This window comes from Scandinavium lactucae, assembly GCF_033843265.1.
Lineage (GTDB): Bacteria > Pseudomonadota > Gammaproteobacteria > Enterobacterales > Enterobacteriaceae > Scandinavium > Scandinavium lactucae.
Map to the genome: position 1 here is coordinate 803,020 of NZ_JAWXRD010000040.1, position 26,034 is coordinate 829,053.

The 26,034-nt window shown below is 38.6% G+C and carries 27 protein-coding genes; 6 read left to right on the plus strand and 21 right to left on the minus strand.

The features are described 5' to 3' along the window. Positions 1 to 16 precede the first annotated feature (16 nt). Positions 17 to 646: a DUF6216 family protein gene (locus tag SIK69_RS21625; protein ID WP_319787068.1), complete on the plus strand. Its 630-nt coding sequence runs from the start codon at positions 17 to 19 to the stop codon at positions 644 to 646. A 7-nt stretch (positions 647 to 653) separates the two neighbouring features. Here SIK69_RS21625 and SIK69_RS21630 read toward each other — a convergent pair whose 3' ends face one another. From SIK69_RS21630 to SIK69_RS21685, 12 genes are read right to left on the minus strand one after another with little or no spacing between them, the layout of a single operon-like run. Further along, positions 654 to 2,864: a hypothetical protein gene (locus SIK69_RS21630; protein WP_319787069.1), complete on the minus strand. Its 2,211-nt coding sequence runs from the start codon at positions 2,862 to 2,864 to the stop codon at positions 654 to 656. Further along, on the minus strand, positions 2,851 to 3,216 hold the full coding sequence (locus SIK69_RS21635) for a hypothetical protein (RefSeq protein ID WP_319787070.1): 366 nt from the start codon (positions 3,214 to 3,216) through the stop codon (positions 2,851 to 2,853). Before SIK69_RS21635 ends, SIK69_RS21630 begins: the two co-directional genes overlap by 14 nt. Before the next feature lie 32 nt (positions 3,217 to 3,248). Next, the gene (locus SIK69_RS21640; protein WP_159773646.1) at positions 3,249 to 3,548 is read right to left on the minus strand and encodes a hypothetical protein; all 300 of its coding nucleotides are present in this window, start codon (positions 3,546 to 3,548) and stop codon (positions 3,249 to 3,251) included. A 52-nt stretch (positions 3,549 to 3,600) separates the two neighbouring features. Beyond that, a complete protein-coding gene (locus SIK69_RS21645; protein WP_319787071.1) occupies positions 3,601 to 4,065 on the minus strand; it encodes a phage tail tube protein in 465 nt (154 codons plus the stop codon). Positions 4,066 to 4,121: 56 nt separating this feature from the next. Further along, positions 4,122 to 6,941, minus strand: coding sequence for a tail fiber domain-containing protein (locus tag SIK69_RS21650; protein WP_319787072.1), 2,820 nt, complete (start codon positions 6,939 to 6,941; stop codon positions 4,122 to 4,124). Positions 6,942 to 6,958: 17 nt separating this feature from the next. After that, complete coding sequence (locus SIK69_RS21655; protein ID WP_319787073.1) at positions 6,959 to 7,351, minus strand: hypothetical protein; 393 nt, start codon at positions 7,349 to 7,351, stop codon at positions 6,959 to 6,961. A gap of 1 nt (position 7,352) precedes the next feature. Continuing rightward, positions 7,353 to 7,676: a hypothetical protein gene (locus SIK69_RS21660; RefSeq protein ID WP_319787074.1), complete on the minus strand. Its 324-nt coding sequence runs from the start codon at positions 7,674 to 7,676 to the stop codon at positions 7,353 to 7,355. Between the two features lie 5 nt (positions 7,677 to 7,681). Further along, positions 7,682 to 9,517, minus strand: coding sequence for a phage major capsid family protein (locus tag SIK69_RS21665; RefSeq protein ID WP_319787075.1), 1,836 nt, complete (start codon positions 9,515 to 9,517; stop codon positions 7,682 to 7,684). Then, on the minus strand, positions 9,465 to 10,973 hold the full coding sequence (locus SIK69_RS21670) for a phage portal protein (RefSeq protein ID WP_319787076.1): 1,509 nt from the start codon (positions 10,971 to 10,973) through the stop codon (positions 9,465 to 9,467). Before SIK69_RS21670 ends, SIK69_RS21665 begins: the two co-directional genes overlap by 53 nt. Next, positions 10,973 to 11,503, minus strand: coding sequence for a hypothetical protein (locus tag SIK69_RS21675; protein WP_319787077.1), 531 nt, complete (start codon positions 11,501 to 11,503; stop codon positions 10,973 to 10,975). Before SIK69_RS21675 ends, SIK69_RS21670 begins: the two co-directional genes overlap by 1 nt. Before the next feature lie 12 nt (positions 11,504 to 11,515). Continuing rightward, positions 11,516 to 13,303: a terminase gpA endonuclease subunit gene (locus tag SIK69_RS21680; protein WP_319787078.1), complete on the minus strand. Its 1,788-nt coding sequence runs from the start codon at positions 13,301 to 13,303 to the stop codon at positions 11,516 to 11,518. Positions 13,304 to 13,322: 19 nt separating this feature from the next. Continuing rightward, on the minus strand, positions 13,323 to 13,874 hold the full coding sequence (locus SIK69_RS21685; protein WP_319787079.1) for a terminase small subunit: 552 nt from the start codon (positions 13,872 to 13,874) through the stop codon (positions 13,323 to 13,325). Positions 13,875 to 13,950: 76 nt separating this feature from the next. Here SIK69_RS21685 and SIK69_RS21690 point away from each other — a divergent pair, with 76 nt between their 5' ends. Next, a complete protein-coding gene (locus tag SIK69_RS21690) occupies positions 13,951 to 14,511 on the plus strand; it encodes a hypothetical protein (protein WP_319787080.1) in 561 nt (186 codons plus the stop codon). A 182-nt stretch (positions 14,512 to 14,693) separates the two neighbouring features. Then, complete coding sequence (locus SIK69_RS21695; RefSeq protein ID WP_319787082.1) at positions 14,694 to 15,065, plus strand: hypothetical protein; 372 nt, start codon at positions 14,694 to 14,696, stop codon at positions 15,063 to 15,065. Between the two features lie 120 nt (positions 15,066 to 15,185). Here the strand turns inward: SIK69_RS21695 and SIK69_RS21700 are convergent, their stop codons facing one another. From SIK69_RS21700 to SIK69_RS21710, 3 genes are read right to left on the minus strand one after another with little or no spacing between them, the layout of a single operon-like run. After that, positions 15,186 to 15,572 (minus strand): hypothetical protein, encoded by a 387-nt coding sequence (locus SIK69_RS21700; protein WP_319787083.1) that lies wholly within the window; start codon positions 15,570 to 15,572, stop codon positions 15,186 to 15,188. Then, entirely contained in the window at positions 15,572 to 15,937 is a 366-nt protein-coding gene (locus SIK69_RS21705) for a hypothetical protein (RefSeq protein ID WP_319787084.1), read from the minus strand. The genes SIK69_RS21700 and SIK69_RS21705 overlap by 1 nt, the downstream gene beginning before the upstream one ends. A gap of 10 nt (positions 15,938 to 15,947) precedes the next feature. Then, the gene (locus SIK69_RS21710) at positions 15,948 to 16,457 is read right to left on the minus strand and encodes an EAL domain-containing protein (RefSeq protein ID WP_319787085.1); all 510 of its coding nucleotides are present in this window, start codon (positions 16,455 to 16,457) and stop codon (positions 15,948 to 15,950) included. A 180-nt stretch (positions 16,458 to 16,637) separates the two neighbouring features. Between SIK69_RS21710 and SIK69_RS21715 the strand changes: the two genes are divergently transcribed. Continuing rightward, complete coding sequence (locus tag SIK69_RS21715) at positions 16,638 to 16,949, plus strand: hypothetical protein (protein WP_319787086.1); 312 nt, start codon at positions 16,638 to 16,640, stop codon at positions 16,947 to 16,949. 100 nt (positions 16,950 to 17,049) lie between these two features. Here the strand turns inward: SIK69_RS21715 and SIK69_RS21720 are convergent, their stop codons facing one another. The 5 genes from SIK69_RS21720 to SIK69_RS21740 form a co-directional block, all read right to left on the minus strand. After that, the gene (locus SIK69_RS21720) at positions 17,050 to 17,841 is read right to left on the minus strand and encodes a hypothetical protein (RefSeq protein ID WP_319787087.1); all 792 of its coding nucleotides are present in this window, start codon (positions 17,839 to 17,841) and stop codon (positions 17,050 to 17,052) included. Between the two features lie 107 nt (positions 17,842 to 17,948). Next, positions 17,949 to 18,428: a hypothetical protein gene (locus SIK69_RS21725; protein ID WP_319787088.1), complete on the minus strand. Its 480-nt coding sequence runs from the start codon at positions 18,426 to 18,428 to the stop codon at positions 17,949 to 17,951. Between the two features lie 511 nt (positions 18,429 to 18,939). Further along, a complete protein-coding gene (locus SIK69_RS21730) occupies positions 18,940 to 20,319 on the minus strand; it encodes a hypothetical protein (protein WP_319787090.1) in 1,380 nt (459 codons plus the stop codon). Between the two features lie 37 nt (positions 20,320 to 20,356). Next, complete coding sequence (locus SIK69_RS21735) at positions 20,357 to 20,905, minus strand: HNH endonuclease (protein WP_319787092.1); 549 nt, start codon at positions 20,903 to 20,905, stop codon at positions 20,357 to 20,359. Positions 20,906 to 21,010: 105 nt separating this feature from the next. Further along, entirely contained in the window at positions 21,011 to 21,163 is a 153-nt protein-coding gene (locus tag SIK69_RS21740; protein WP_319787093.1) for a hypothetical protein, read from the minus strand. Positions 21,164 to 22,161: 998 nt separating this feature from the next. Here SIK69_RS21740 and SIK69_RS21745 point away from each other — a divergent pair. Continuing rightward, positions 22,162 to 22,698 carry a hypothetical protein gene (locus SIK69_RS21745; RefSeq protein ID WP_319787094.1) on the plus strand — a complete coding sequence of 179 codons (537 nt, stop codon included), beginning with the start codon at positions 22,162 to 22,164 and terminating at the stop codon, positions 22,696 to 22,698. A gap of 231 nt (positions 22,699 to 22,929) precedes the next feature. Here the strand turns inward: SIK69_RS21745 and SIK69_RS21750 are convergent, their stop codons facing one another. Next, positions 22,930 to 24,666: a recombinase family protein gene (locus tag SIK69_RS21750; protein WP_319787095.1), complete on the minus strand. Its 1,737-nt coding sequence runs from the start codon at positions 24,664 to 24,666 to the stop codon at positions 22,930 to 22,932. Positions 24,667 to 24,828: 162 nt separating this feature from the next. Between SIK69_RS21750 and rlmI the strand changes: the two genes are divergently transcribed. Further along, positions 24,829 to 26,019, plus strand: coding sequence for a 23S rRNA (cytosine(1962)-C(5))-methyltransferase RlmI (gene rlmI / locus SIK69_RS21755; protein ID WP_319629877.1), 1,191 nt, complete (start codon positions 24,829 to 24,831; stop codon positions 26,017 to 26,019). The last annotated feature ends 15 nt before the right edge of the window (positions 26,020 to 26,034 follow it).

Genomic DNA, 26,034 nt, shown 5'->3' on the forward strand with positions numbered 1-26,034 from the left:
GTTTCGAGTATTTATTATGATTGACTTCTTGAACCACATATTGAAAATATTGCCTATATTATCTGCTATTGCATTCCCTATAGTTGTGGTAGTTGTAACTCTTTATATAGTCTACAGGAGTGGAAGCACATCCATCATTGCTAATAAGATATGGGGGATATTCATTGGTGAGAAGAATTTCTTCAATGAAGAATTAGCATTAAAGGAAAAGGTTGAACATGATGTTGCCAAATTCAATTTTAAAGTAAATCTGAAAACCAGGAACCTCACTCAAATTGAACTGTTTTATAAATTCCTGGGAAAATTCGATCTGGATATAGATAACTTTAAAGGACTTCGTGACTGCTACTTGCCATCATTGCAGAAGGTCAAAAAAACATCTAAAACTGAAATGTTTAATATTTGTCTGGTTGTAATATTAGTAGGTGGCTTTTTGTTACCTATATTCGTCGGAGTCTTTATATTCAAAGACATTTCTACTTTCGACGGTGGCAAATTAGCAAACCTATTCATTTATACTTTTCTCATTTCAGCCAGTACTGTGTTAAGTTTTAGTCAGTTACTTAGAAAGATTAAGTCGATCAAAACCCGTAAAATAATCTATAAAAAGAAATGCGAATATCTTGCAAAACGAAAGCCCACATAGGGCTTTCTTAAGTATTACGTCTCTGACTGCTTCTTACTGCCTGTGTAACGCTGTTAGCGTGCTTTTGCAACATCTCATTGAATTTCTTATCATCACCTGCAACGTCACCCTGAATTATTAAGGGAGCGTTAACGGTGATGTCACCAGCAGTACTACCGCCTTTGTCCTGAGTATCGAGGAACTTAGTCAGCTTCTTGTTAGCTTCTGGCTGTACTACACGCTCACCTGCTTTCAGTACAAAACTTTTGTTATCATACCCGGCTGGTAGGTCATCTACGCCGCCGTGGAACTGCCCCGCATCAGCACCTTTTGCAGTACTGATAATGCTCAATCCAAGAGAGGCTACCTGTGCATAGTTCGCAAGGTTTTGAGGCCACGGCGTAGCAAGTGCCTGTGCAAGTGCTGACTGAATTGATAGTACTGTCTGAGCTATCGTGATCCCACGTGAAACCATGAATGCCGCTTCGGCTGCACCAGACGATTCCCCAAATGCGGCCACCATCGCCCCACTAAGGTTTTGTGCAGTATCTGAGAAGATTGTGAGCTGTTGCTGTGCGTTCTGGTTACTGATATCAATGGCCTGAGCATTGTACTTTGCTGTTATCTGAGCCTTACGCTTTTCGTAGTCTTCATGACCTTTCAGCAGTAAATCATTCTGTGCTAATTCAGCATTCATCGCGTCCTGATTATCATTCAGGCGTTGATCAGTATCATCATAAGCAAATGGATTACCACCATTGATACGCTGATTTTGCTGTTGTGATAAGTACCCTTTCTGCTGATCATTTAGCAATCCAGAACCAATTAGAGAATTAGTATCTTTAAGACCTTGATTTGGATCTGAATAGCCAACCATAGAATTAATTAGATCAGTACGTTGTTTAGCACCAGAAGTATTAGCATTCTTTAGCATTTCATCAGGATTAATACCGAGTACTTTAGCTGAATCTGCAATCGTTTTAAGAAGTGCCTTTTGCTGTCTGTCAAACTGCTGTAGGCGTACTTTAAAACCATCTTCCCCAACCTGAGCAAGAGCAGTTTCTAAATTACGTTGAGCCTGTAGGCGTTTTGCATCGGCTTGCTTTTGGGCTTGTTCTGCTTGCTTGCGTAGCTGATCGGCTTTCTTCTGTGCATCTTCACGCTCTTTGCCCTGATCTACCCAACCACCTTTAGGGGCTGTCACTGTAGCAATATCATTCTGAAAGTTGCTCACCAGACCTTCAAGATTCTTTTTAGCGTCGGCGTACTGGTTCCCCTTGCCGTTATCCATCGAGCCAGTATGAAGGGCTGCACCTTGATAGTTTAACGCCCCTGCCATGCGTAGCTTCTCCCAGATATCTAACATATCCTGTAGACTACCTTTGGATTCCTTTATACGTTGGTTAAGATCCTCAAATAATCCCGCCTCATGTGGCTTTTGATTGGCGGCATCATATACACCGTTCATTGCATCAACTAAAGGTGAAAGACCATCGGCGATAGTACCTTTAATATTAGTGGTTAGCTTAGTTAGATTCTTATCAAATTCGGCGTACTTTTCGGCTGCCTCATTAGTAACATCGGCATTCTGTTGCTGGATATACGCAGTTGCATCTGCTTCATTATTGAACTGCTGTAAAGTACTAATCATATGAGATGAATCACTTGCTAATGTTTCCATTACGTTGACAATTTCACCCTGAGATTTACCCGCATCACGCATAGCATAAAACGTATGAATAACGGCTTTCATACCGCCATCAGTTTGTTTCAAGTACTTGTTATAGTCCTGTAGATTCAGGCCAAACTCTTTTAAATCATCAGACACGCCACCGCCAGCACGAAAGGCATCACCGAGTTTATCTAAAGTATCCTTGTTAAAGTCTCCAAACTTGTCCATTTCAAGACCAAGACCACTAAACGCCGATGATAGCTGTTGTAGCTGTACTACTGATAGACCAGTACTTTTACTGATTTCATTCATCTCGCGAACATACTCACGTGAAGACTGTACAAGTGCAGCAAGTCCACCAATACCAATAGCCGCAGCACCTGCAAGGCCAGTCATAGCAGTGCTGAACCCGCCAGCCATCCCACTAAAGCGACCTGTGAACTCTTCAACTACACCGCCAGCCTTACCACCAAATTCTTCAACTGCTTCAGTACCTTGCTGTAAAGCACGCTGTAAGCCACCGGAATCACCGTCAATTTCTACACGGATTACATTATTCTTTGCCATTCTGTTTCTTCCCTAAAACCTGAGATTTAATTAACTCTCCTATTGATTTAATATCACTGGATTGTTTATCTTTTGATTTCTCTTTCCGTTCCTGTTCTTTATCAGCAGTAGTTTTAGTACTGTCACCGAGTACATCCAGAAAATCGAAATCAGCTATTTTTATACTTTTTCTTGCTTCTGGTGTTAAGTTCCCATTACTGATAGTAGTGTAATAACACTGGTACGCATGTTTCATCATTTCAATCTGAGTACCGGACGGTTCAATAAAAGTATCGTAGATCATTAGCATATTAAGTACTTCAGGTTCTAAGTTAAAGTACTCTTCTGGTGATAAGCCTCTTTTGTTAACCATCTTACAAAAGTACTTTAATTCGATATCACCTCTTACTTTTTTTCTACTTCATCCGTAGGATTTGAATCATTTACAAGTTTGATAATTGCTGCGTAGATTTCATTTTGAATGACAAAATCAATACTGTTTACATTAATGCGTCCATCAATATCTTCATCTGAAAAGATAGGATCACCATTTTCATCTTTCGCACATAGGATTAGTGTTTGTGCAACATCAGTACATTTTGCAAAGTCTCTGCCATTTGGACGATGAATATAGATAGTTTCACCTTCCACTTCGTAGGGTTGTAGTACTGGCTGTAGTTTCTTCATAAGCTGGTTTAAGTTCATTTATTTCTCCAAAAAAAAAGGGAAAGTACAATACCTTCCCTTTATTTATTTTTTATTCACCAGTACCAGCAGTGATTAGACCTGAATCGATAGCAGCCCCATCTACAGCAAGTGTGAATGTCTTAGTTACTACTTCGTCTTTGTCACCACCGATAGTAGTACTAGAAACAAAGCATGTATAAATCACATAGAAGCCATTCTCTTTAGTAGCATCTTCAAAATAGCTTAGTTTGATTTGGCAACGTTTTTGATCATCTGCCAGTTGTTCTAATTTTTGGTGTACTGTGTTATCTGCAAGATAGTTAACCGCAAGTGAAATATCAGGGATAGATTTAGTACCCAATAGTTTACGGTCATATGCTGAGTTAAATGTTTTAACACTAATTACAGTACTTTCAAAACCGGAAGTTGTGAAGGTATTCACCTCTGGTACTTCTGCAAAATCAGTAGCAACGGTAGTACCCGCAGAACCTACCTCTACAGTAATATTAGCACCAGAAAAAATATCCATAGCCATAGTTTTTATATCCTTATATAAGTTTAATCGGGCAACGTCCTGTCACCCTTTTATATTTATTTATTATCGATTAGAGATTGTACTAATACTTTCAAGTTTTCAATTTCAGTACTGAGATCATCATTCATCTGTTTTAATGCTTTAATTGCAGCTAAACCATCTAACATCATTGGTGTTTCATCAAGATGGTAGAGATCACCAACTTCTTTTACGTATTGTGGATCTATATCCATAATCTGTTGTGAAACTACCCCACGGCGTGGTGTCTCGTCCTCATCAAATTTAAAGGTAAAGTTAACAAAGTCCATTCGAGAAATATTATCAAGAGCAATATTGAGATCTAATGGTTCCCCAATATTTTTAGCCCTTTCATCAGAGACAGAAGTTGTAGTTATCTGTGACCAAGGTTGCCATGCTTGTGCATTAGTTTGCACACGGCTATATATACGATTATTCGTATCGTAGAATCTTTGCTGAAACCATGTTTGAGCGGTATTCACTGCCGATGTACCACCTATCTGTAGTCCTTGGGTACATTGAGTGAAAAGTGAGCCATAAACATTAGTAGATGCAGAACCTAAAGGTGAATTAGTCCATGAGCCACCAACAGCACGCCATCCTTGAGCACCTATATTCATATCCGTACCGGAAGAATCGTATGATGTGCCATTAGGGGCAAGTCCTCCAGCAAGACCAATGGGAGAACCATAACCAGAAACTGGCGGTAGATACGCCCAGCCCTGTCCAGTAACTGACCCAATTTTATCTCTGAAATAGAAAATAAGTCCTTTTCCGGCTTCCTGGCTATTCTCAATTCTTACCCGGCGACCGACAACATCACTACCGCCAGTAACATCTAAGTTGATTGCAGCCCAATCATCACGCGATACCGTGAGTTGATTGTTAACCACTTGAGGTTGATTGAACGTATTTGACCTGTCCAATGTCGGTACTTCATGCCACTGCCATTTACCACTGTTCTGTGATGGCTGTACGCCTCCAGCAAAGACACGATTCCCATCAGGCTGAACAAGCATTCCAGAATAAGACGGTGAACCATCATACTGAGCAACAAAACCTGCACCGCCGAATGATGAAGGGGAATCAATAGTTGCTGTAGTCGTTCGAATGAACCCTTTCGGTGCATCTTTCATATCGGCAACATGGCGAGGATCGATTCCAAGCCCAACTTCAGATAATGTGTTATCAATTGAGTAAATTTGCTGTCCGTTCAACGTTGCAGTACTGGCAACTATTCCCAAAGTACCTTTGCCTGTAGCTGTTTCGCCGCCCGATGCAAACAGACGTACATCAAAATCGTTACCAGTACCGGAACTATGCATATCAAGGAATGTCAGTACTGCCGTAGTTGTACTACCCAGCTCAATACCCCTTGAAGTGGTTGAGTTGCTTCCAATAGCAATAGATCCGTTGAAATTCTGCCCCCCATCCCATGTATTGGTAGCGTTAAGCAAAGGTACTGTACCGCCAGATGTACCAACGTTTGCAGTCGCAGCCGTACCAAGTCCAAGATTCGTTCTTGCCGCCGCAGCCGTTGTAGCTCCAGTACCGCCACTCGTTAGGGGTAATGCAGTTGAAAGGGTTAAGGTCGATAACGTCGCCGTACCGCCTGTGATAGCGATTGCATTCGAGTTCTGTACTGCAAGGGAACCTAAACCGAGATTAGTACGGGAAGTGACAATATTATTAAGGTCTGCAAGATTACTTCCGATCTTTAGCTGTGCGTCATTAGTAACGTTACCTAAACCAACATCGGCTTTAGTTACTGTCACATTAGATGATAATGCATGACCATTTACTGTAATTGTTTTGGGCACAAAGTCCGTATTAACATGAGCAGTTAATGTATTAATTGAATTATCAATTTCATCCTTCGAATACACATCCAGATTAGTACGGGCAATTTCGCTATCATCGATATCGGCTAAATTACTGCTAATTTTTAACTGAGCATCATTAGTGACGTTTTCTAATTGAATATCTTGCTTTGTCAGTACTACATCGTCGGAAAGCTCATGACCATTTACGGTACGCTCTACGGGTACAGAACCGGTATCAGTACTGGTTAATGTAAGGTCTGCGGATAGTGCTTTACCGTTGACGGTTCGCGTGAGAGGAACATAACGTGCGTCCATCTGTGTAGCCGTGTAGATCCGAGTCCATGCTGTAGTAGCGTTTTTAGCATAGATACTTAACGTACCTGATTTTGTCATTGCTAATGAACTGACTGCCGAACCATCGACAAGCCCTATGCCCATCATATCGGCCCCGGCAGGATTACCCTGTTGTGTTGACGGTACTTTGATAAAGCTGTTACCCGTTGGTGTGACAGGTGCGTACTGCGGTATACCAGTAGTGTTAGCACCTACGCCGTAATCCCCCTGATAGACAGGAAGAAGTGCAGCCATTGTCATTACACGGGCAACTACATCAGCAGGTGTAAATGAATAGGATTTAGTAACTACCTGATCCTTATCCCCGGATAATTGAGTACCCGTAACGTAACCATTGACGATGGCATAAGTGATCTGACTTTCTTCTAAATCTAATTGATACTGAAGAATGACCTGAAATACAGATTGTGATTCAGCCATTTCATCTAAGAATTGGTGCGTAGGATCATCAGGTAAGTATGCAACCACAATATCAAATGGTTCTACTGATTTATCGGATAGTAGTACTGTCTTATACTCATTATCATAGGTTTCAAAATTATTTGTTTCTGACTGGATGGTTAGAGTAGGAAATTCAGTCACATTATTAATAGTAACATTGCCTATGCCCTGTGGTGAACGGTTTCCAGTGTCCGTATTATATTGGAAAGTTAATCCCTTACCTGAAAAAATGTCGGCCATTTTATATCCTTATAGCGTTATCTTGTTTTCTCCGTAACTTGAATATTTATCGTGAATGATAAAGAAATCGTGCCACTTATAGGGTCTGTGACGATATCGGATTGTTCATATGAGTAAGAGAGAATGATTAAATCTGCATCCTTGAAAGCACGTGCTTTCTCATTATCAAAAGTACTGATAATTTGATCATAAGTAATTGATGGTGCAGTATTGCCTGATTCTGGCTTTGGACTTATCAAGTACTGAATAGCAAAGTTACCTGCTTGCCTCTGCCCGCCAAAAGAAATTGAAGACAATGAGTAATCAAATGCTATCTGTTCAAATACATCTGCATCACGTGATACTGTTAGATTCTTAGTTGCGTTGATTAGCTGTTTCATTGTCTGGCGTACTTTCTGTACTAACATCATATTAGTAATCCTCTGCAAATGAAGCACCAGCAGAAGTACGAAAGTAGCAATTAACCATACCTGACCGATCATCTTCAATATTATAAATTGTTTGGTTTACACCATCGATGATCAGTACTGTACCGATAGCTATATCAGCATTAACTAAATCATCCTTTCTCATTGTTACGTATGTTTCTGTGCTTTCGATAAATCCACCTGCGGCTTCAATAGAAACGGGAAGTACTTCTACAATTCCAGTAAAAGTACTTCCCGTAGAAGTTTGGATTAATTGACCGAAAGCATTTAGAAACGTACCTTGTTGACCGTTAGAAAATGCTCTCATAGTTATTACTCACCAATAACGATATTAACGAATGCTTCAGAATGAGCAAGTGCAATATCTGAGTAATCCCATACGCGGTAAACGATAGTGTTACTTGAACGATAAGTAGTATCGTCAAAATCCACTTCCTGACCTTCCCAATTTGCGATAATTACATTACTGAAATCACCAATTAGGATCTCACCATCTGCAACGAATTCAGAAACAACTACCTGTACTTCATCTGCTAACCACATAGCTTCACTACGATAGCCTTCAACCATCGCTTTAGCGGCGGTATTCTCAAGTACGGCAATCTGACGTAAAGTAGAAAGAGTCTTTGCATTCATCACGGCTTTCGCAGCTCGAACATTCACGTTAGCTTGTGCCAGTTGAGCAACAGCTTTTTGGACATCTTCAAGAGTGATAGAACCCGCAGTAGCAACGTTCAGTACTGGAGCAGCCGCAACGATTTTATCCATTACGTTTTGTTCCAAGCCCTGAGCCGCATAACGCATTAACTCAGACTGTACGAATGTTTCAATATTTGGAGCAGTAAGAATTGCAGTTTTACTTAGTGGAATAGCACCACCGAATGCTTTTGGTGTTAGGGTAACTTTAGTGAAGTTAGCAATAGAATCATCTTGTGCTTCTGCTTCGCCGTAGAATTTAAATACCGGAGCTACACCATTAGCTTTAGGAATGGAAAGATTACCACGACCAGCCAAGCCTGAATAAACAGTAGTATTTAGTTCACCAAGAGCAGATAGCTTTAATAGCTCTGGAATATATTGGTCTTGTAGATCATCTGCGACTACACCAGCAGCCGTAGTAGTATTAGTTGAAGGTACTACAGCACGTACATAACCATTCTTACCGAATTCATAACCTTCAAGAGAGGTTTTATCACCGGCTTTGATAGCACGTAGCATATCCTTTAATAGATTTTTATCCATCGATTTGATTTCCTTATCATGATTAGGATTGTTTTTAATGTCATTCAATTGACGTTTGAAATCGGTCACGGTAATTCCTTTACCAATGGCATCCGATACATCAATATTAAGTACTTTACCGAGTGCTTCTAATTCGCGTACACGTTCAGTATCATCAGTACTATTTATAATTTCCGGTTCTTCACCTTGTACTTTGTTGAGTAAGTCAGGACGTTTAGAAAGAATATCTAAAAGTTCTTCATCACTTAGATCGCGTTTAACTTCATCTACGTGTTCTACTACTTCTTCAACTTCGTCACCTTCGTCTTTTACTTCCTTTTCGGTAGCGTCTACTGTCGTTTCAATTTCGCTATCGTTATTTGTTTCTTCCATGAATTGATCCTTTTGAATTGTTTCACCTGCTTTATTTAGTGAATCAATTTCAATATCGGATTCCATTGAACGGCCTACGCCTACAGAAGCATCTGCTGGTACTGTAACTAAGCTAATTTCATAGATTTCATAATCGGAAACGTAGATATTATTTCCAGAAATGTAGTAATCATTAATGTTATAGCCAATACTGATATGTGTTAGTACACCTTCCTGAATCATTTCCCATTCATCATTAGCGGTAGTACTAATACGTAGCGTTGCACGTCCTACACGGTCGGCATCCATATGTGCAGATACAACAGCACCAATGAGATCATCACGATTATGATTAAAGAGTACTGCACCATTTTGATTAAGACGGCGTAGGTCTGCGTTATCGGAACCGCATAGAAGGATTTCATTATAGATTTCACCATTGATTTCACGTTCTACTGGTGTTTCTGAGCAAAACGCTACATCGATAGTTCGCGATTCTGTATTAATCGCCTGTAGGGGTATCGTTAGTTCCCTCTTCTGGTTTTTGATTTCCATCCTGGTTAACTTCCTTGTTTGGGTTTTCTTTTTCCTTTTCTGCCTGTACCTCTGCTAATACCTTGACTGGATCACCACCAAGTTCGGCGATAACCTGAGTTTTAGATTTAATACCTGCTTCCAATTGAAGTAGCTCAGCCTGTATATCCTTTACAGGATCTAAACTAATTGGCTTTTGTAATATGTAGCGAGCACAAATGAGATCATCAAAGTCTGAAAAACTTAGATTCAATTTGCTGTTATTAATCATTTCATTCTTTAACCAAGCTATATAGATTGGCTTAAGTACTTTACTGATAAGTACATTGGTTCGAGTACGGAAAGTAGTTTGTTGTAGTTTTTCTGTTAATCGTGCAGCACTGAATGAAGCATTAGATGTGTCAGATAATAGAGCCTGTTTAGTTACGTTTAAGCCCATGCTAATTTGATTCATGAGTTCATTAGTGAAAATATCAATCCCGTCTACACCATTCGTCGGAGTGACAGTTTTAATGTCCTGCCCTTCACCTAATTCACCAATAAAGCCCGCTTCAAAGTACTCTGTGTATACGGGTGTAACTTCATCACGCTCATCAGCACCTAACAGATCAGTACTAGTAGTGTCGTTATTATTAGTAATGAATGCCATACTGGAAGCACTTACACGTTTTGCTGTTAATGCAGCCTCTGTGAAGTTTTTCAGATCTTCAATTAACTTACTTGTAGCGACTAAATCGCTTAATCCGCGTTCCTGCCCTTGCTGGTCTGCTATGAAGTAGTGGCATATTTCATTAGCCGGAATGACTTCATAATCTCCAGTACTGTATGTGTACGTAACGGGATCAAATCTACAGAAATAGTAATTTACTGGTCTGTGCCATTGGTCAAATTCGATACCATTACTGATATAATTACCATTGGCCAAATGTTGGTTATTGGATTGTTGTAAACGAGATGTATCTAAGATTTCTAATTTTATTTGACGGTTAATAGTATGAATTCTGATAAAGCATTCACCATCTTGTACCCTGATCTTCTCTACATTTTGTTGGAATAGCTCGAAACTTAAAGCACCATCGACGCTAAATCGGTCTGGATCATAAGCCCAACGATCAAATAGTTTCTCTAATTGTTCATTAATCTGGTTAATTTCTTCTTCGCTTCCGTCAATCTCTACCGCAGGTTTCACATAAACACCATCAGAACCTACTACACCATCTACGGAAAGGTTCATGTACTTTCGCCCAATTGGGTTTTTAAGTACTGCATCACGTGAAAACGCTCGCATGGTAGGTAGTGCTTTAAGTATCAGAAAGTTAATATTGCTTCCTGAATTAGCATTAAATCCAAAATTCATAACCGATGTGTTGCGTACTGCCTGAATATCACGTTTAAGTGTTGATGGTTTAGTACTACGCTCTTGTTTTTGTCTCTTAGGTTTTGCTTCTTGTGTGATTTCTTTTTTATTCCAGAACATTAGCGTGTACTCCCTGGCTTAGGCTTGAAAACCGTAATACTCTTGATTGGTTTACCGCCACTGGATAAAGTACCGCCATTCATTTTCACAAATAGTGAGTTTGCACGCTTCACATAGCGTTCACGCATGGATTCAAGTGATGATAGTGATTCACTTACAAGAGTTTTATTATTTATTGTGATTGAGTAATTAGCACCACCTGCGATTTTATTAGCAATTACCGTATCAATTTCACTGATCATCTGTTTCAATTGTGCGTATTCAGAAGTATAAAGTAATGGATTAATGACCTCAGAAGTAAATGTACTGGCTTGTCCGTTAGATATTTGAGTACAGAAAAGTAATTCCTGTGCTGTACTCATATCTAATGTAACCGTAAAATCTTTTGAAGTACTGCCATTGAGATTATCTAATGATGTACTTTGACCGGATGAAGTAAAACTAATAACGAGAATCGTAGCAGCGGGTACTTTTACCGTTAGATCCATTGGATTTGATACCAAATAGATCTTGTCTGGTAGTAGTGCCATTTGATTTCCTTATCATTTGCCGAACCAATTAGAACCCATACCAGTACGTCTACGCGTCTGTTTTTTCTCTGGTTTGGTTATTGGTTCTTCTACTTTATTTATATTATATTTAGTACTTTCCTGTACTTTATGTTCGCGTAATTTCCTGAATGGTTGAGTACCTAATTGACTTTGTGCATATACAATCGCTATCATTCCATATACAAGGCAATCTAAAGCCTCATTACGCTTTTGACCTTTCTTTAATCGCCAAACTAATTTTCCACCAGCAGGTTTTAATTCTTCTGCTGAAACTTGTTCAAAGTAATCGGACGGTAAAGTGCTGCTAAAGCGTAATTTAACTGGTGCGTTATCGGCTTCAGTACTGAGCATTAGGTTTAAAAGTTTACGTATCGTATTCTTCTGGTCATGTACGTTTAGGATCTGTAGCTGGTAGCCAGCCTGTGTACTCGTCTTGAAGAGATCACCAGTAGTGCTACTTGAACCCTTGATAGGATGGTACTTAGCCCAACGAGCGGTGAACTTCTTAACTGTATCGGTGGCATTACCGTTCGAACTGTCCACGAATACGGCAAGTGTCGGTACTAGGCGACCATCTACAGTACGGAAATCTTGACGGCAAAACTTATCTAGATCCGCCCATGCGGTACTTTCAATCTTTGTACAGTCATGTCCATAGAAAAATTCATGTCCAAGTACATATATGTTCTTTTCATCAAACCCAAGAATACTGGCCTCATTTCTGTCTAATTGTTGGTCTACTGATATACAAATTCCTAGAGTACTTTCAGGGATGTTATGAAGGTTAAATTCATCTTCACGTAGTGATTCCAATTGAAGTATATCCAGTTCTTTCTGGTACTCATCTTCATATGGCAATCCAAGTTCATTATTATAAAATGTTTGCAGATTGAAGTTGTAAAGAGCATCGGCAAACTTTGAAACCATTTCAGTTATAGTATTCAAAGGTGAATACATACGGCTGATTTGATATCCAACCACACCCGGTTCACCCTCTTTGTTAGTAGCAATCCATCGACCACCGTCAATCATTTGGTGGCGTGTATGTTCATCAATCTCTTCATTACAATGAGGACAAATTAAACGGGTAGTAGTACTGTCTGGTATTGCTCGTCCGTTTTCTAATGTTTTAAATTCAAATGCTACTTGTTCCCATTCAAATGTATATTCATGACCGCATATATGCGTAATAAAGTACCGTCGCTTATCTGAAAGGTTATATTCAGCATTGATTAAGTCGTCTTTATATAATGGTGTGGAAGATACAACGACTAGTGAATCACTGCCAAAAGTACTGGTACGTGCTTCAGCCAGTTTAATTGGATTTCCTTCATCAGTAATCTCACAGGTACTGACTTCATCCAACAGAACAACACGTGTTGTAATACCGCGTAGGTTTCCTGGTGTATTAAGGTTTAGCCAATAGATAAACGTGCCGTTGATCATCTGTGTTTGTTTCGAGTTATTGGCGGCGTTTTTATCATTCTTATCTGTTACTAATGGCTTCAGTACTGAACTGGTTTCAATAGCTGGTAAAAACTTACCATCTTTGAACTTCTTCACTTCAGATTCCGAACTACTACCAAAAGCAAAGTTACAGGGATCATTAGCCATTAGATTAAATGCAATTGATTGTAGTACTGTCGTTTTTAAAAGCTGGCTGCATGACTGAAGTACTATCTTTTTAGTACTTCTATCCTGAGCTATATCCATCGGTTCTTTTTGAAAACTAAATGGAAGCCAATCAAGCCCCATATTTGGACCATCAACAAACTTCACTACCCCGTTACTGATCCATTCACTGGTTTTCTGTATTTTCGGTGGCTGTAATGTCGGTAGTACTTTCTTCAATAACCTCGTTAGTTTCTTCTTGTTTGTCTCCATCCTCTAATACATCCATGTCATCGGGTAGCTCAAATTCCATTGAGCCTAATTGGTATAATGTTTTATCAATATGCGTTCTTAATACGTCGCGTAAATCCTTGGAATCTGCTTGTGCAAATAATTCAAGATAGGTTTTTGATGGTATTGCACGCATTGCGGTTTTAACTTGAAACAGATATTCTGTCAGTACTTGTTCTAGATATTCAGTACTGACCACCTGCCCATTCTTTTCAGCTAATTCAAGTTCTGCCAGTTGGCGTTCTGCTGATAGCTTCTTCAATCTTTCTTGTTGTATCTTTTCATTAATATCTGTTTCACGTAATGGTTTTAGTATATTTTCCACAATCCAATTACGTGTCATAGTTTCTTCAATATCTTTACCAATTGGCATCCCTCTGGATTTCCATTGTCTGGCTGTACTCTCATCGTAGCCATATTGTTTTGCAATTGACCTTAAACTTACCATGGTTTTTCCCCTTTCTTGTGTTAAAGTATTTATCTGATTTTCCGGTAACGATCAGTACTTAAATTATGAGGAATCCATGACAGACAAAGCAGATGCAATAACAGTTAGAACCATTATGGAACAATTTGTAAAAGATGAAGGTGTAAAGTCAAGACTGAGAATGATTCGTAAGCGTGATAGAAATGATTGGGAGAAATGGTTACAAGTAGAGCTAGAGTACTTTATAAGCCAAACTGAAGGCATACAAGTAGAAAGAGAAGTAGAAGCATTTCCAGATAATAGAAAATTACGCGAGCGATATAATATGTATATTGATCTTGCTATTAGAAAAAAACGTACCCGTTTAAATTCGTTTATCTTCCTTGAATTAAAATGCTCTCGCAATGTGCAAACATTAATTAATGGATTTGAGAAAGACATTAAAAAGATAAATGCGATTAAAAGATGTATTTACGAAACAAGATCTTTTTGGTGTGTAGGTTTTCACTTGAATTGTTCACCTAATAACATAACTAAAATTAAAAACTATATTGATGAATATGACTATGGTTATCATGATCTGATCAAGTTGTGCGACTGTGATGACGATTTAGAATGTGACTGTAGTGACAGTAAAATTGGTTTTGCCGTAGTTTAAATGCGGTGCGGGAAGCTATCTAAACTTCACACATAACTTAAAGAATCCGGTGCCGAAAACTCGCGTTCTAAGCTGGGCTGCCGGAGTACCTTTTTGAATCATATTGTTAGGCCATATCTTTGATCGTTCGTTCTTTCGGAACTATAATAGTGGTGTCTTTACTTTATAGTAGGCATAACCGAATGAAAAAATTAGCCTTTCTTTTGTTTTTTTCAATACCTGTAGCCGCACAGTTGAATGATAATCTTGTCTTAGATACTTATACTTGTGACAATGACGAGAGGATAGTGTTATCAAAAGACCATATGGATACAATGAATTTTGGCAATCTCCGCTATACTAATGTTCAAACCACTCAAACTAAAAACAAAAATTTCATCACATTGGTCTACACTTCTGAATATTTAATAAGCATTGGTCAATCTGTTTCTTCTGGCTTTCCTCAACTAGTTAAGTATGATTATATTAACCATGCCAATAAACATTTCGGTGATGGTGGCGAATGTATAGCTCAACGTAATTCTAAATTTATTAAACTAACTTCTTATAATTAACATGCTCAATACTCTCATAGCTATATGTATTGCCTGTGAGCATTGTATATTAGCATCGGTGTATTACTACGTTGATAAAAAACCTCATAGGTGTTTACTATGAGGATATAGGCAGCGTGATTATAACTGTTTTATTGGGTAGGAATTACTTGTACTTGACCCGTCACTGTATACTTCCATGATAGTTAGTTTATTCCCACTAACAGAGTATCTTACAATGCTGTCTGCCGGATCATTCCTCCAACGACCTGTGCTATCAGGGTTATCAGAAGCCCACATAACCTGATCTCCTATCAGTTTGCACTTAATCGCCCACCTTGTTCCATCATCCTTCCTAATATAATGAACATAGGCAATACCAGATTCGGTCTTGTCTAATTTCATGATCTTATGGTCACGCCCAAACATTGCAGCCGAAGCGGCCTTGCAAATCTGACCAACATTAACTTCTGCTGCAAGTACTGAAGAGCTAAACACCAATGGTGCAATCAGTAATAGTTTTTTCATTAGATATTGTCCGGGATATACATTGGTGAGTTAACACCATCAAAGTTTTCGTAGTAAGTATCGGTGCGTTTAGTCATAACTTTAGGGGTATGCTCTCTGTAGCTATGCAAATCGGCGATCCGCTCCGCTCGAATCATACATCCAGTACTGCCATTGTCCACCTGGTAAATCGGATTGTAGGTGCGGCCACAATCACTATGAAACTGAGGCCGGTAGTACTTCACCCCGTTACGTGTACCTGCATCAAACAGTACTATTGTAGCCTTGTCATCAACGTTGCCGACAAAGGCTTTATCCATGAATGAGTGATGTACACTGCCGCAGCCTGTGAGCAGTACTACCAACATGACGATTAGTATTTTCATTGTTATATCCCTATAGAAGTTGTTCGCATTGTTCAAAGCGGATTGGCCTGTACTCTCCCTGTACTGCCCATACACCCGACTCTCGTAAAATCTTGTGATTGTTATTGCCGGTGACTTGTACGATCACCTTGTCGCAGTACTGCATGATGTTCTTAATGAGTACCGGGAAGATCAGCCGCTCTATGTGTTCTTCAGTGAACCGTCTATTTAGTCGAACTAAGTCGCAACCGTCCTTTAGCAGTTGTTCAGCAACCATGTACCGTATGAATGGTAGATCGTCATAGCGTGTACCTGTGCCAGTACTGAGTACGCATAACAGCCCCTTTTCTTTGAACCATGCGGCTTTGCCCTGAATCATTCTTAACTGGTTCTGATAGACCACGTGACGGATATATTCACTTTCCTTTCCTGCCCCCATCAGTACCCGGCAACCGTTTATCAGTACACGGGTTTCCAGCTCTACGCCGAGTAATTTTCCATTCAATGAAGTGATCGGAATTGCCCAATGTTCGAGTTTCATGTTGTTCTCTCAGTTGTCATAACTGATTGATAATTGATCATTTTTAATCATTGATCAAATTAAAATGATCGATAATTATATTTCTACCGTTTTTAGTGGTAAGTGATTTTCATGGCTGGATCTGTGCGAAATGTGATGCAATACTGTATGGATAACCAGCATTCATATGGAGGGCATATCATGGGCAAGAATGGTTTTGATCCGGCAATCAAACACGGGGTTCAGCAGTTTGAGCATTTAGGCCAATGGGCTACGGTCTGCTATTGGCGATACAGTCTTGATGAGTTTTCATATGGGGATCGCGTTTTCTTCCAGAACCAGCAAGGTACATACTGGTTAGGCACGATTGAGCGGGATTGCTTCGTGTTCATACTGGAAACGCCGCTATGTTCAGTACTGGAAGGTTTGCATTATCTGAGTACTGAGAATGCCGTCTATAAGCAGCATGATGAAGATGGATGGTTCTGTGAGCAGGGAGAATTACCGTTTTGATAGCACTTCCACCAATCGCCCAAACAAACCTACCCAAATGCGAAAGGTGGAAGTACTACAATTATATCTTTTTGCGTCAAAAATATAACCCAAACTTTGTTCACTTATCCAAAAGCGTCATAAGTTTACTCTTAATCTCATCCGTTATTGCTGGGTGATTCGATTTATAGATGATTTTTAGTGCTTCAACGTTGTCGCCATTCTTAAATACTCTTCGCATTGAAGATGCCTTTGTTCTTGCAGTACTTTCCTTCCATTCTGGATGGTCAGTTACCATCTTTTCAACAAGATCAGTTGTGTTCATACCACGTTCAACATATTGATAGTACTCAACAAATGTCTGCATTCCTATTGTCTGTACATCCCGGATAGTGTTTGAATCTGGCTTCACCGTGATCTCTTCCTTTGAACGTTCAGTATCTGGATCAATAAATTCAATGATGTCAGTTACACGTGGGTCATTAAGTAATAAATTGCTGATTCTTAGAGTGTAACCATTCTGGTGCTCATTATAAAAACCATATTCCTTCACTAATTCATGTGGTATGGATATAGCATAACGAATTGAGAAATCATGGTTATATATTACGGCAATGAGTTCATCGAATTGGTTCAGATCATAATTCCTGATAATTCCAAGAATTAACGATCGGTTTTTTAAATTATTCTTACGAGACTTAATCTGAATTTTTCGATCATCAATCGTTATAGCGTCATACCCTTTAGTACTAGGTGCAGCCAGTACCATTTGCATCTTATCCGCAACCAGCCATTCAGTGTATTCACTGATAGGATTATTTCTGGTTCTGATAACATCTCGTCGTTCTAACTCATCAAGCGTCAACTGATTCAATTGCATCAATTCGACGTTACTCAATTGTGATAAATCCATTTTTCGCTCCAGAATATGTTTTTATTTTTCAAGTCTGCAATTGGAAGTACTTCGCTTCCACGATGCAAATTTAAGCACCACGTAATTGCATAATTATAAAGTCCGCTTTAGCTATTAAAGTCATGTCCGTTTGATAATTTTTTTACCAACTCTTTAGAGTGTTTTATTTTGGTTTGTTTTCTTTCAATATCCAATACTGTAATATCAATCAATTCAGCAACATCGCCCTCACCAACTGATATAATGTATTGGCTTCGGTCGACTTGAAATACTCGCCTTTCTTTTTCCCTAATTTCTATACCATTTTTTTCATAATCATATCTTGTCTCACCGTTATCGTAGTGACATAAAACACCTTCAAGTACCGCAGAACGTCGTCCAATGTTCAATACAGTAATCTCAATTCGATCAATCTGATTGTAAAAAGGCTCACGGATAACTCGTGCATTAATTTTAAGATTTACTCTATCAAGGAAGGCTGTACGAAGTGAAACCCCTAAAGAAACCATTGAAATCAAAAATGCCAAAGGTGCTATAACGAACGTCATAACATCTTTATATTTTAATGCAACCTCTTGAATATTCATTTATGTACCTTTATCCAGTTAGCCGCTTAAGATTATCAGAAAATGGAATTTATGTCATTATCCACGAATAGTCTCTGTCCTCTAGCCAATGAAAAATCACAAACATGAAAGGAAACGGATCGATTGGGTTTCGCTTCGCTCTTATAAGTACAAAAGAATTGGTTTGATGTACATCTCTACACTCATAAAAAGGAAATGAATTCCATTTAGTAGGAAATCGGCAGTATATGTAACTTTAAATAAGAAGTAACTCAATACTTATGCCGATTTCCTACTAAATGGAATTTAAGCTGAACGCTTCGCGTTCGAGCTTCCAGACATTTATATGCATGTATAAAGGCAGTTAGGCGAGCTAACCGCCTTATAGAGTAATCCAAGTACATTCGAACGAGCAAAGCCCGTCCTCATGTACTTGGGATTCCTCTCTTTTATTGCATTTCGGGGGGTAATTACCTATAATCTCTTTGGTATTTTACCCCCTTTATTATGAAGGGGTTCTGATAGTGAAATTTTATTTTGATAGTGAATGCCATTTGTTATAAAAATGTTGACGTTGACGCTCATTTAACTTTGCATTTGATTTCTTGTTCATATACTTTTCGAATATTTCAATATTAGGGTAACGCTCAAGAGTGATACCACCATATCTTTTATAATCATTTTTGGATAAACCTATTGGTTCAAACTTATAAGTACCGTCATCTAAACCCACATCAATGTAGTAAATGTTATCTGTTAATGAACGTGCTTGTTCTTCATCAAAAACGTAAATTACGACTTCTTTTATACTTTCATAGTCACGCAAATTTGACCGATTTGCGAATTGATAAATATTCTCAAATTCACGATTTTGTAAAATTTCTTCGCGTGTGATATTGAACATCATTTCACACAGACGTGATTCTACTGGTGACGGTTTCTGGCTTGCTAACCACACTGCCGTAGTGTACTCCTGGTACTTGTTCATACCACGGCTATTAGGCTTGATATGTTCACCATTGAGTACCTTACCTATACTGTTATTAGTTGTGTAGTAGAACTGCTCTTTTACGTTAGTGTTGATGTACTCAACGACTTGCTTCAAAGCATCTGGGTTAGCGTCTCTGTAGGTGCGTGTGAAGCGGTTGTTTTTCGAGAAGTAGTACACCTTCAAACGATCCAGTACTGGTACTTTACGCTGGCGTATCCCTTCTAATTTGACCTCTTTGAATAGTTCTGGATTCCCCTTATAGATTAGGGTTTCATCGAACCTGTTAGCCATAAATGTCAGATCAAGTCCCTTGTACTTCTCTAGATCAACCCATGCAAAGATAGAAAGTTGTTTACATTCCGTACTGTACACATCCATGTGACCTATCTTGCCGTTTTTGTCGAAGAAATTACTGTTCATAATGAAGTGATCGTAGGAACTTATAAAATTAAAGTTACAGGACATTGATTGAACAAGATCATCTGTAAAAGCAGTTACTGGTTTCGCCGTGACGTAGTTTTCTGTTACCTCGGCAAAGTCCTTGAAAAGTTCATGTTCGATTTCATATTTCTTCTCAGTATTAATTACGCGATAAGTATGAAAATTTACCACATCATCAAGATAGATCTTCCACTGACGTAACAATGAAAGATCTGAAATATGCATGAATGCCTTTTCAGAAAGAATAAGTACTCGATTTGTTGGATTCAGTAGAAAATCACTAACATCTTTTTCAACATTACCCGAATAATCAGATGTTATTACTTTGCAGATACCATCAAGTTCTTTAGCTGTTTGTTCGATCAACTGTTTAGTAGCTTGTACGATGATATAATGATCGTTGGTTCTTTGGATTAGTTTAGTTAGACCGTAGGTTTTCCCGCCCCCACAGTCTACACTTATAAATTTAAATAATGACATAATAATTCCCTTTTATTATAAAGGCGTAGCATTCCTGCTACGCCTTGTTACCTTGTGTAATTTCTTTGATTTTATCTTTAGTAGTTTTTGAAAGTTTATTGAAGTACCTACTATAGGTTTTACCTTTGAAAAGTAGGTGATATGCCGTCTTGTCTGTTGTTCTTACAAAACGTGCATTCGCCCATTTAGTGATAGTAGTAAATGTATATTTCCCGGTAAGATATTCGAGTACTACTTCATCATATTCTTTTTCTGAAAGGCTTCTTTCTCTAAATCCTTTATGTTTACATTTAGATCTATTCGCAGATGGTGTTAACCATTGAAGATTACTGCATCTGTTGTCTAACTTATTTTCATTAATATGATCTACATGCGTACAACCTGCTTGTGGTGAAGGTAGGAATGTTTCTGCAACTAATCTATGAACATCAACCGTTTTCGTAAAATTATTGACTCTTAGATTAACCTTTCTATATCCAGTATTCTTATTAATACTTCCTTGAAGTACATTACCTTTCTTAGCGTGTCGTACCGCCCCCTCATCACTGACTTCGTAATTAGGGTATTTTGTTAGCATCCATGCCATTTTGTTTTTTCCTTATTATACGGAGTACTCCATGTACAACCGTTTATGTTGTTAATTCATTTATTACCTTTTCATAGTTGAATGGGTTAAACTGAATGTAGTGTGTTACTTACCTAAAATGATGTGCTGTAAAACTAAGTACTGTATCGCTCCTGCATATGTCTTAGCTTTTCCATCATCAATTATTTTTTGCAGTGCTTTTTTCTCTGTATCTGTAAAACGTACAGTTGCAATGTTATTTTTATTTTCTTTCATCATTATTTTCCTTATTATGATGTAATCATTCCTGTGTTAACCCCGGCCAAAAATGACCCCGTGGATATACGGGGTCTTTTTAATACTTAGGGAATTATACTTCGCTGATTAGTTTAATCGCATAAATGGATTAATCTAAGAAAGGGATACAACAAGATGTAGTACTTGTTCTATGTTTATCATTCATGACTATTTATCAATCTACCAGTTATAGTATAGTCTACACGGCCTTAACGTTTCAGGAATTATCTTTTGTACCTTCATTCTTATTTATTAATATCGAACAACAATAACTGATTATGAACATTATGCTTTCTGATTCATAAGTATTTAGTACTGCACATTAAAAACTGTTCCAAATTACGTTTAAAAACCCTGGTTCAACACGGCTACGTTACTACTGTACCCTTCGTTCAGACCATCGATAATAGAGTGCTTTTCGTTTTTATCTTTTCTTTGAACATTCAAGGTAATTTCTTACTAATCTATTCATAGCTGGTATCTTCAATGGTAATGCAATGATAAATAGCATCATAAAGAAGAAGGTACAGACTATGTAGAAAGGGAAAAGTACACAAACGCAAAAAATGAATGCCAGTACTTCTAAAATAATTTTAACTAATAAATTCATACATACTCTCAAGTACATTATTTATAGTATTTAGTACTTTAATCGGATGAAGTATTGTTTACTAAAGTACCTATAAGTACTTCTGATGTATTTATTCCTAAAGTACCTATAAGTACTTCTAATGTATTTATTCCTAAAGTACCTTTAAGTTCTTTTGATGAAATAATTCCTAAAGTACTTTTAGTTATTAAGTCTAAAATTATTTTATTGTAACTTAACATATTGATATAAAAGACTATTTTTGTTAGCGTTTTATTCTTTTAGTCAGACTAAAAATATATTTGATTTTTATGTTTTCACTTATTATTATTCACCTCATCGAGCCGCTGCGATTAAAAATAACCACCTAAACATCTCAGGACTAATAAAAATGACATTAAACTTTGATAATAAGACTATTGAGCAAATTCAAGAAATCATTGCTAATGCAAATATGGTATTAGAAAAACGCGAGCTGATAAATGAAGGAATGAACAAGATCCGCGATATAATTAATGAGTATAACATCAACCCTCAAGAATTAATCTATGGCTTAGGGATGCAAGTAACGACAAAATCCATTAAAGAAAACAAAAAATATCGTATTGCAATTGGAAATAATGAATACTATACAAGTAATAAGAAGTTAGTGAAAAAACTAACTGAAAGTAGCGAGTATCAAGAACTAATTAAAGAGCAACCTAAAATGATAGTACTTGATGTGTTCATGCGAGCTTATAACATAGATGGAACATATGAGCAGGATTTTCCTCTAAATGCAAAATACAATGGGGAGAGATTCCATTTAAATAAGAAAGGTGTGTTTAATTCCATTACAAAACATCATTATGACATGTATTTAAAGACAAACAACTTTACAGATGGAAGCCATAGTCGAAAGAAATTTATTACTGATGTCTCTGTATAACGATACACTGAAATAGTAAGCCCGCAGATTTGACGCTGCGGGTTCTCATTTTATATTAATTCTGTGATTTTAGTCATTGGAATAGATTCCAGCCTTCATAAATAACGGCCACGATAAAAATGATACTGAAGAAGTAAGGCCAGAATCTAAGAATGACCCAACCAATACTACATACAAAACCTATGGCTAATATGGTATCGATTAAAGGATTAATCCACATTCTAACCTCTCTTAAATCTCAGGTATTTCTATACTACTATCATATGCAATCAACTTTTTACGCATTGAGATTAATGTTGTTTTAACCAGTAAAGTTTCAATATCATTTGGTGTATGTTTTGTATTGATTTCTCCTGTTTTTAAGTTTATATCAATACATGATGATTTAAGAGATAAGTCATCTTTATCTTCAATGTAACTATATGCCAATAACTCACCATCTATACTCAATGCCACATAATGCATTGCATAATCATGATGATATTCAAAATTAAAAATGAACATCTTTTCATCGTTGTTATTATCTTGAATGATTTTTATTGTTCTAAGTACTTTTTTTAAACTTTGATTATATCTTTCACGCAGCTCTACGTTAGTCTTATCACATAATTCATCTATATCACATGATAATTCTTCGTTATCTATTGTAATCTCTTTCATCAAAGTTGAAAGTTCATTTGTTATTCTCTCTTTTTCACTAACCTTTTCTCTTCGTGCTTTGGTAAGAGGAATTATCTCAGCATGTGTTTCAGATGTATTCAGGAAAATTTCTATTTCGTTGATTTCAGCCACAACAACATTTAATCTTTTTTGTAGAGTATCGATCTTTCCCACATCTTTATTATTACTGTTGTATATCATGCTAAAATCAATGCTTTTAACATGTTCAATAATCGCTCGCTGGCAGTTATCATACCGAATTAAACTACTATTACATGAACCTAATTTTGATCGTTTTCCTAAACAACGCAAATAGTTGCCTTTATTCGTAAAATGACCGATTAATGGCTCATTACAAATTCCGCACCTTGCTATTCCATTGAATAATGATACTTGTTTTGTTGAGTTCCTTATTGTTTTGGCTACGGCATTTGCATCAATCCTGCGTTGTACTAAATCGAACAATTCTTTACTAATAATTTCTGGGTAAATTTTTATCTCACGCGATTTCCATTCTGCTTGTGTTTCAGAACTTTTACGCTTCCCCGTTAACCACCCAATCAAACGCCGATCACGTAACATTACGTTAATGAAATTAGTACTAAACAATTTACCATCATACTTACCACCAACTTTATTAAGTTCACGTACTATTGCAGTAACCCCTTTCCCATTGGCATAACTGTTAAATATCGATCTTATTCTTTCAACTTCTGTTTCGTTTAGTTGATAATTATCCCCATCGAGTTTTAACCAGTACGGGATATTACGCTTTAGTGCTATACCTTCATCTACGGCTTTACGTTTGAGATTCGCCCAACTCTTAGTGACCATTCGCGACTTACGCTTACTTTCTTGGTAAGCACGTTCTATACTCGTCGAAAGTTGGGTAAGTTTGTGATCTAGCTTATAGCTAAAGATTTGCCCTGTTTCTACTTCAATTATGTCAATATTACGTTTTATCAAAAAGGTAAATTCATCGATTGCATCGAAACCTTGTTTACGTGAAAATCGGTCAACACTTTCGATTAATAAACAACCTTCACTGATTTCACCGCTGGCAACGCGACTTTTGAACCGCCCTAGTGAACCCTTAGTGAAGTTGTGGCCTTTGAATCCACTGACGCCCGCGTCAGAATCCAGTACTTCATAATTATTTGGATCTAGCTGGTAGCCAAGTTCTTTCGGTAGGGTAGCGTTTTCAAGAAAATCCATAATGGTAGTGATTTGACGGTCAATCCCAAAACCCCCAAATACTCCAGTCTGTTGTAGTGTAGAAACACGTGTATATATGTAGGCTTTACTCATCGTCTTTTGCGACCTTAAGTACTTGTATGTATCAATGTTAGCATTTGTACCCATGCGATTGTGCACACCTGTGCCATGACTGTTCCCCCGTTATCCATTGCATTTCCCCGCTGACGTGGGAAAATAGCGCCCATTTTCTTTGAATCAACAGAATAGCAAATTATGAGCGTACGTTTAGTGTTAGCCAAAGGCCGCGAAAAATCCTTACTTCGCCGCCATCCCTGGATCTTCTCTGGCGCTGTGGCGCGAATGGAAGGTAAAGCCTCTCTCGGTGAAACGATTGATATTGTTGATCATCAGGGTAAATGGTTGGCCCGCGGAGCGTACTCTCCGTCTTCGCAAATTCGTGCGCGCGTCTGGACGTTCGATCAGAACGAAGCCATTGATATTGCTTTCTTTGAACGTCGTTTGCAGCAGGCACAAACCTGGCGCGACTGGCTGGCGAAGAAAGACGGCCTTGATAGCTACCGTCTGATTGCTGGCGAATCCGATGGCCTGCCGGGCGTGACGATTGACCGCTTTGGCAATTTCCTGGTGCTGCAATTGCTGAGCGCGGGCGCGGAATACCAGCGTGCGGCGCTGATTAGCGCCCTGCAAACGCTGTTCCCGGAATGTGCCATTTACGATCGCAGCGATGTGGCGGTGCGTAAGAAAGAAGGGATGGAACTGACTCAGGGTCCGGTAACCGGGGAAATCCCACCGGCCCTGCTGCCAATTGAAGAACATGGCATGAAGCTGCTGGTCGATATCCAGGGCGGTCACAAAACCGGTTACTATCTCGACCAGCGTGACAGCCGTCTGGCGACCCGTCGCTACGTGGCCGACAAGCGCGTGCTCAACTGTTTCTCCTACACCGGCGGCTTCGCGGTGTCGGCCCTGATGGGCGGCTGCCGTCAGGTGATTAGCGTTGATACGTCTCAGGAAGCGCTGGACGTGGCGAAGCAGAACGTTGAACTCAACAAGCTTGATCTCAATAAAGCCGATTTCGTGCGCGACGATGTCTTTAAACTGCTGCGTAAATACCGCGAAGAAGGCGAAAAATTCGACGTCATCGTAATGGACCCGCCAAAGTTCGTCGAAAACAAGAACCAGCTGATGGGCGCTTGCCGTGGTTATAAAGACATCAATATGCTGGCTATTCAGTTGCTCAATCCGGGCGGCGTGCTGATGACTTACTCTTGCTCTGGCCTGATGACCACCGATTTATTTCAGAAAATCATCGCCGATGCCGCAGTTGATGCCGGGCGTGATGTACAATTTATAGAGCAGTTCCGTCAGGCAGCCGATCACCCGGTGATCGCCACCTACCCGGAAGGCCTGTATCTGAAAGGGTTTGCCTGTCGCGTCATATAAGTTGAAAAGTGAAAC

What these genes read in the sequence shown, in the direction of transcription:
- SIK69_RS21725 (WP_319787088.1), bottom strand. Translation starts at nt 18,428, where the DNA reads ATGAATATTCAAGAGGTTGCATTAAAATATAAAGATGTTATGACGTTC.
- SIK69_RS21655 (WP_319787073.1), bottom strand. Translation starts at nt 7,351, where the DNA reads ATGATGTTAGTACAGAAAGTACGCCAGACAATGAAACAGCTAATCAAC.
- SIK69_RS21635 (WP_319787070.1), bottom strand. Translation starts at nt 3,216, where the DNA reads ATGGTTAACAAAAGAGGCTTATCACCAGAAGAGTACTTTAACTTAGAA.
- SIK69_RS21625 (WP_319787068.1), top strand. Translation starts at nt 17, where the DNA reads ATGATTGACTTCTTGAACCACATATTGAAAATATTGCCTATATTATCT.
- SIK69_RS21730 (WP_319787090.1), bottom strand. Translation starts at nt 20,319, where the DNA reads ATGTCATTATTTAAATTTATAAGTGTAGACTGTGGGGGCGGGAAAACC.
- SIK69_RS21670 (WP_319787076.1), bottom strand. Translation starts at nt 10,973, where the DNA reads ATGTTCTGGAATAAAAAAGAAATCACACAAGAAGCAAAACCTAAGAGA.
- SIK69_RS21735 (WP_319787092.1), bottom strand. Translation starts at nt 20,905, where the DNA reads ATGGCATGGATGCTAACAAAATACCCTAATTACGAAGTCAGTGATGAG.
- SIK69_RS21750 (WP_319787095.1), bottom strand. Translation starts at nt 24,666, where the DNA reads ATGAGTAAAGCCTACATATATACACGTGTTTCTACACTACAACAGACT.
- SIK69_RS21710 (WP_319787085.1), bottom strand. Translation starts at nt 16,457, where the DNA reads ATGAAACTCGAACATTGGGCAATTCCGATCACTTCATTGAATGGAAAA.
- SIK69_RS21690 (WP_319787080.1), top strand. Translation starts at nt 13,951, where the DNA reads ATGACAGACAAAGCAGATGCAATAACAGTTAGAACCATTATGGAACAA.
- SIK69_RS21705 (WP_319787084.1), bottom strand. Translation starts at nt 15,937, where the DNA reads ATGAAAATACTAATCGTCATGTTGGTAGTACTGCTCACAGGCTGCGGC.
- SIK69_RS21665 (WP_319787075.1), bottom strand. Translation starts at nt 9,517, where the DNA reads ATGGAAATCAAAAACCAGAAGAGGGAACTAACGATACCCCTACAGGCG.
- SIK69_RS21695 (WP_319787082.1), top strand. Translation starts at nt 14,694, where the DNA reads ATGAAAAAATTAGCCTTTCTTTTGTTTTTTTCAATACCTGTAGCCGCA.
- SIK69_RS21700 (WP_319787083.1), bottom strand. Translation starts at nt 15,572, where the DNA reads ATGAAAAAACTATTACTGATTGCACCATTGGTGTTTAGCTCTTCAGTA.
- SIK69_RS21745 (WP_319787094.1), top strand. Translation starts at nt 22,162, where the DNA reads ATGACATTAAACTTTGATAATAAGACTATTGAGCAAATTCAAGAAATC.
- SIK69_RS21660 (WP_319787074.1), bottom strand. Translation starts at nt 7,676, where the DNA reads ATGAGAGCATTTTCTAACGGTCAACAAGGTACGTTTCTAAATGCTTTC.
- SIK69_RS21650 (WP_319787072.1), bottom strand. Translation starts at nt 6,941, where the DNA reads ATGGCCGACATTTTTTCAGGTAAGGGATTAACTTTCCAATATAATACG.
- SIK69_RS21715 (WP_319787086.1), top strand. Translation starts at nt 16,638, where the DNA reads ATGGGCAAGAATGGTTTTGATCCGGCAATCAAACACGGGGTTCAGCAG.
- SIK69_RS21720 (WP_319787087.1), bottom strand. Translation starts at nt 17,841, where the DNA reads ATGGATTTATCACAATTGAGTAACGTCGAATTGATGCAATTGAATCAG.
- SIK69_RS21685 (WP_319787079.1), bottom strand. Translation starts at nt 13,874, where the DNA reads ATGGTAAGTTTAAGGTCAATTGCAAAACAATATGGCTACGATGAGAGT.
- SIK69_RS21645 (WP_319787071.1), bottom strand. Translation starts at nt 4,065, where the DNA reads ATGGCTATGGATATTTTTTCTGGTGCTAATATTACTGTAGAGGTAGGT.
- rlmI (WP_319629877.1), top strand. Translation starts at nt 24,829, where the DNA reads ATGAGCGTACGTTTAGTGTTAGCCAAAGGCCGCGAAAAATCCTTACTT.
- SIK69_RS21675 (WP_319787077.1), bottom strand. Translation starts at nt 11,503, where the DNA reads ATGGCACTACTACCAGACAAGATCTATTTGGTATCAAATCCAATGGAT.
- SIK69_RS21640 (WP_159773646.1), bottom strand. Translation starts at nt 3,548, where the DNA reads ATGAACTTAAACCAGCTTATGAAGAAACTACAGCCAGTACTACAACCC.
- SIK69_RS21740 (WP_319787093.1), bottom strand. Translation starts at nt 21,163, where the DNA reads ATGATGAAAGAAAATAAAAATAACATTGCAACTGTACGTTTTACAGAT.
- SIK69_RS21630 (WP_319787069.1), bottom strand. Translation starts at nt 2,864, where the DNA reads ATGGCAAAGAATAATGTAATCCGTGTAGAAATTGACGGTGATTCCGGT.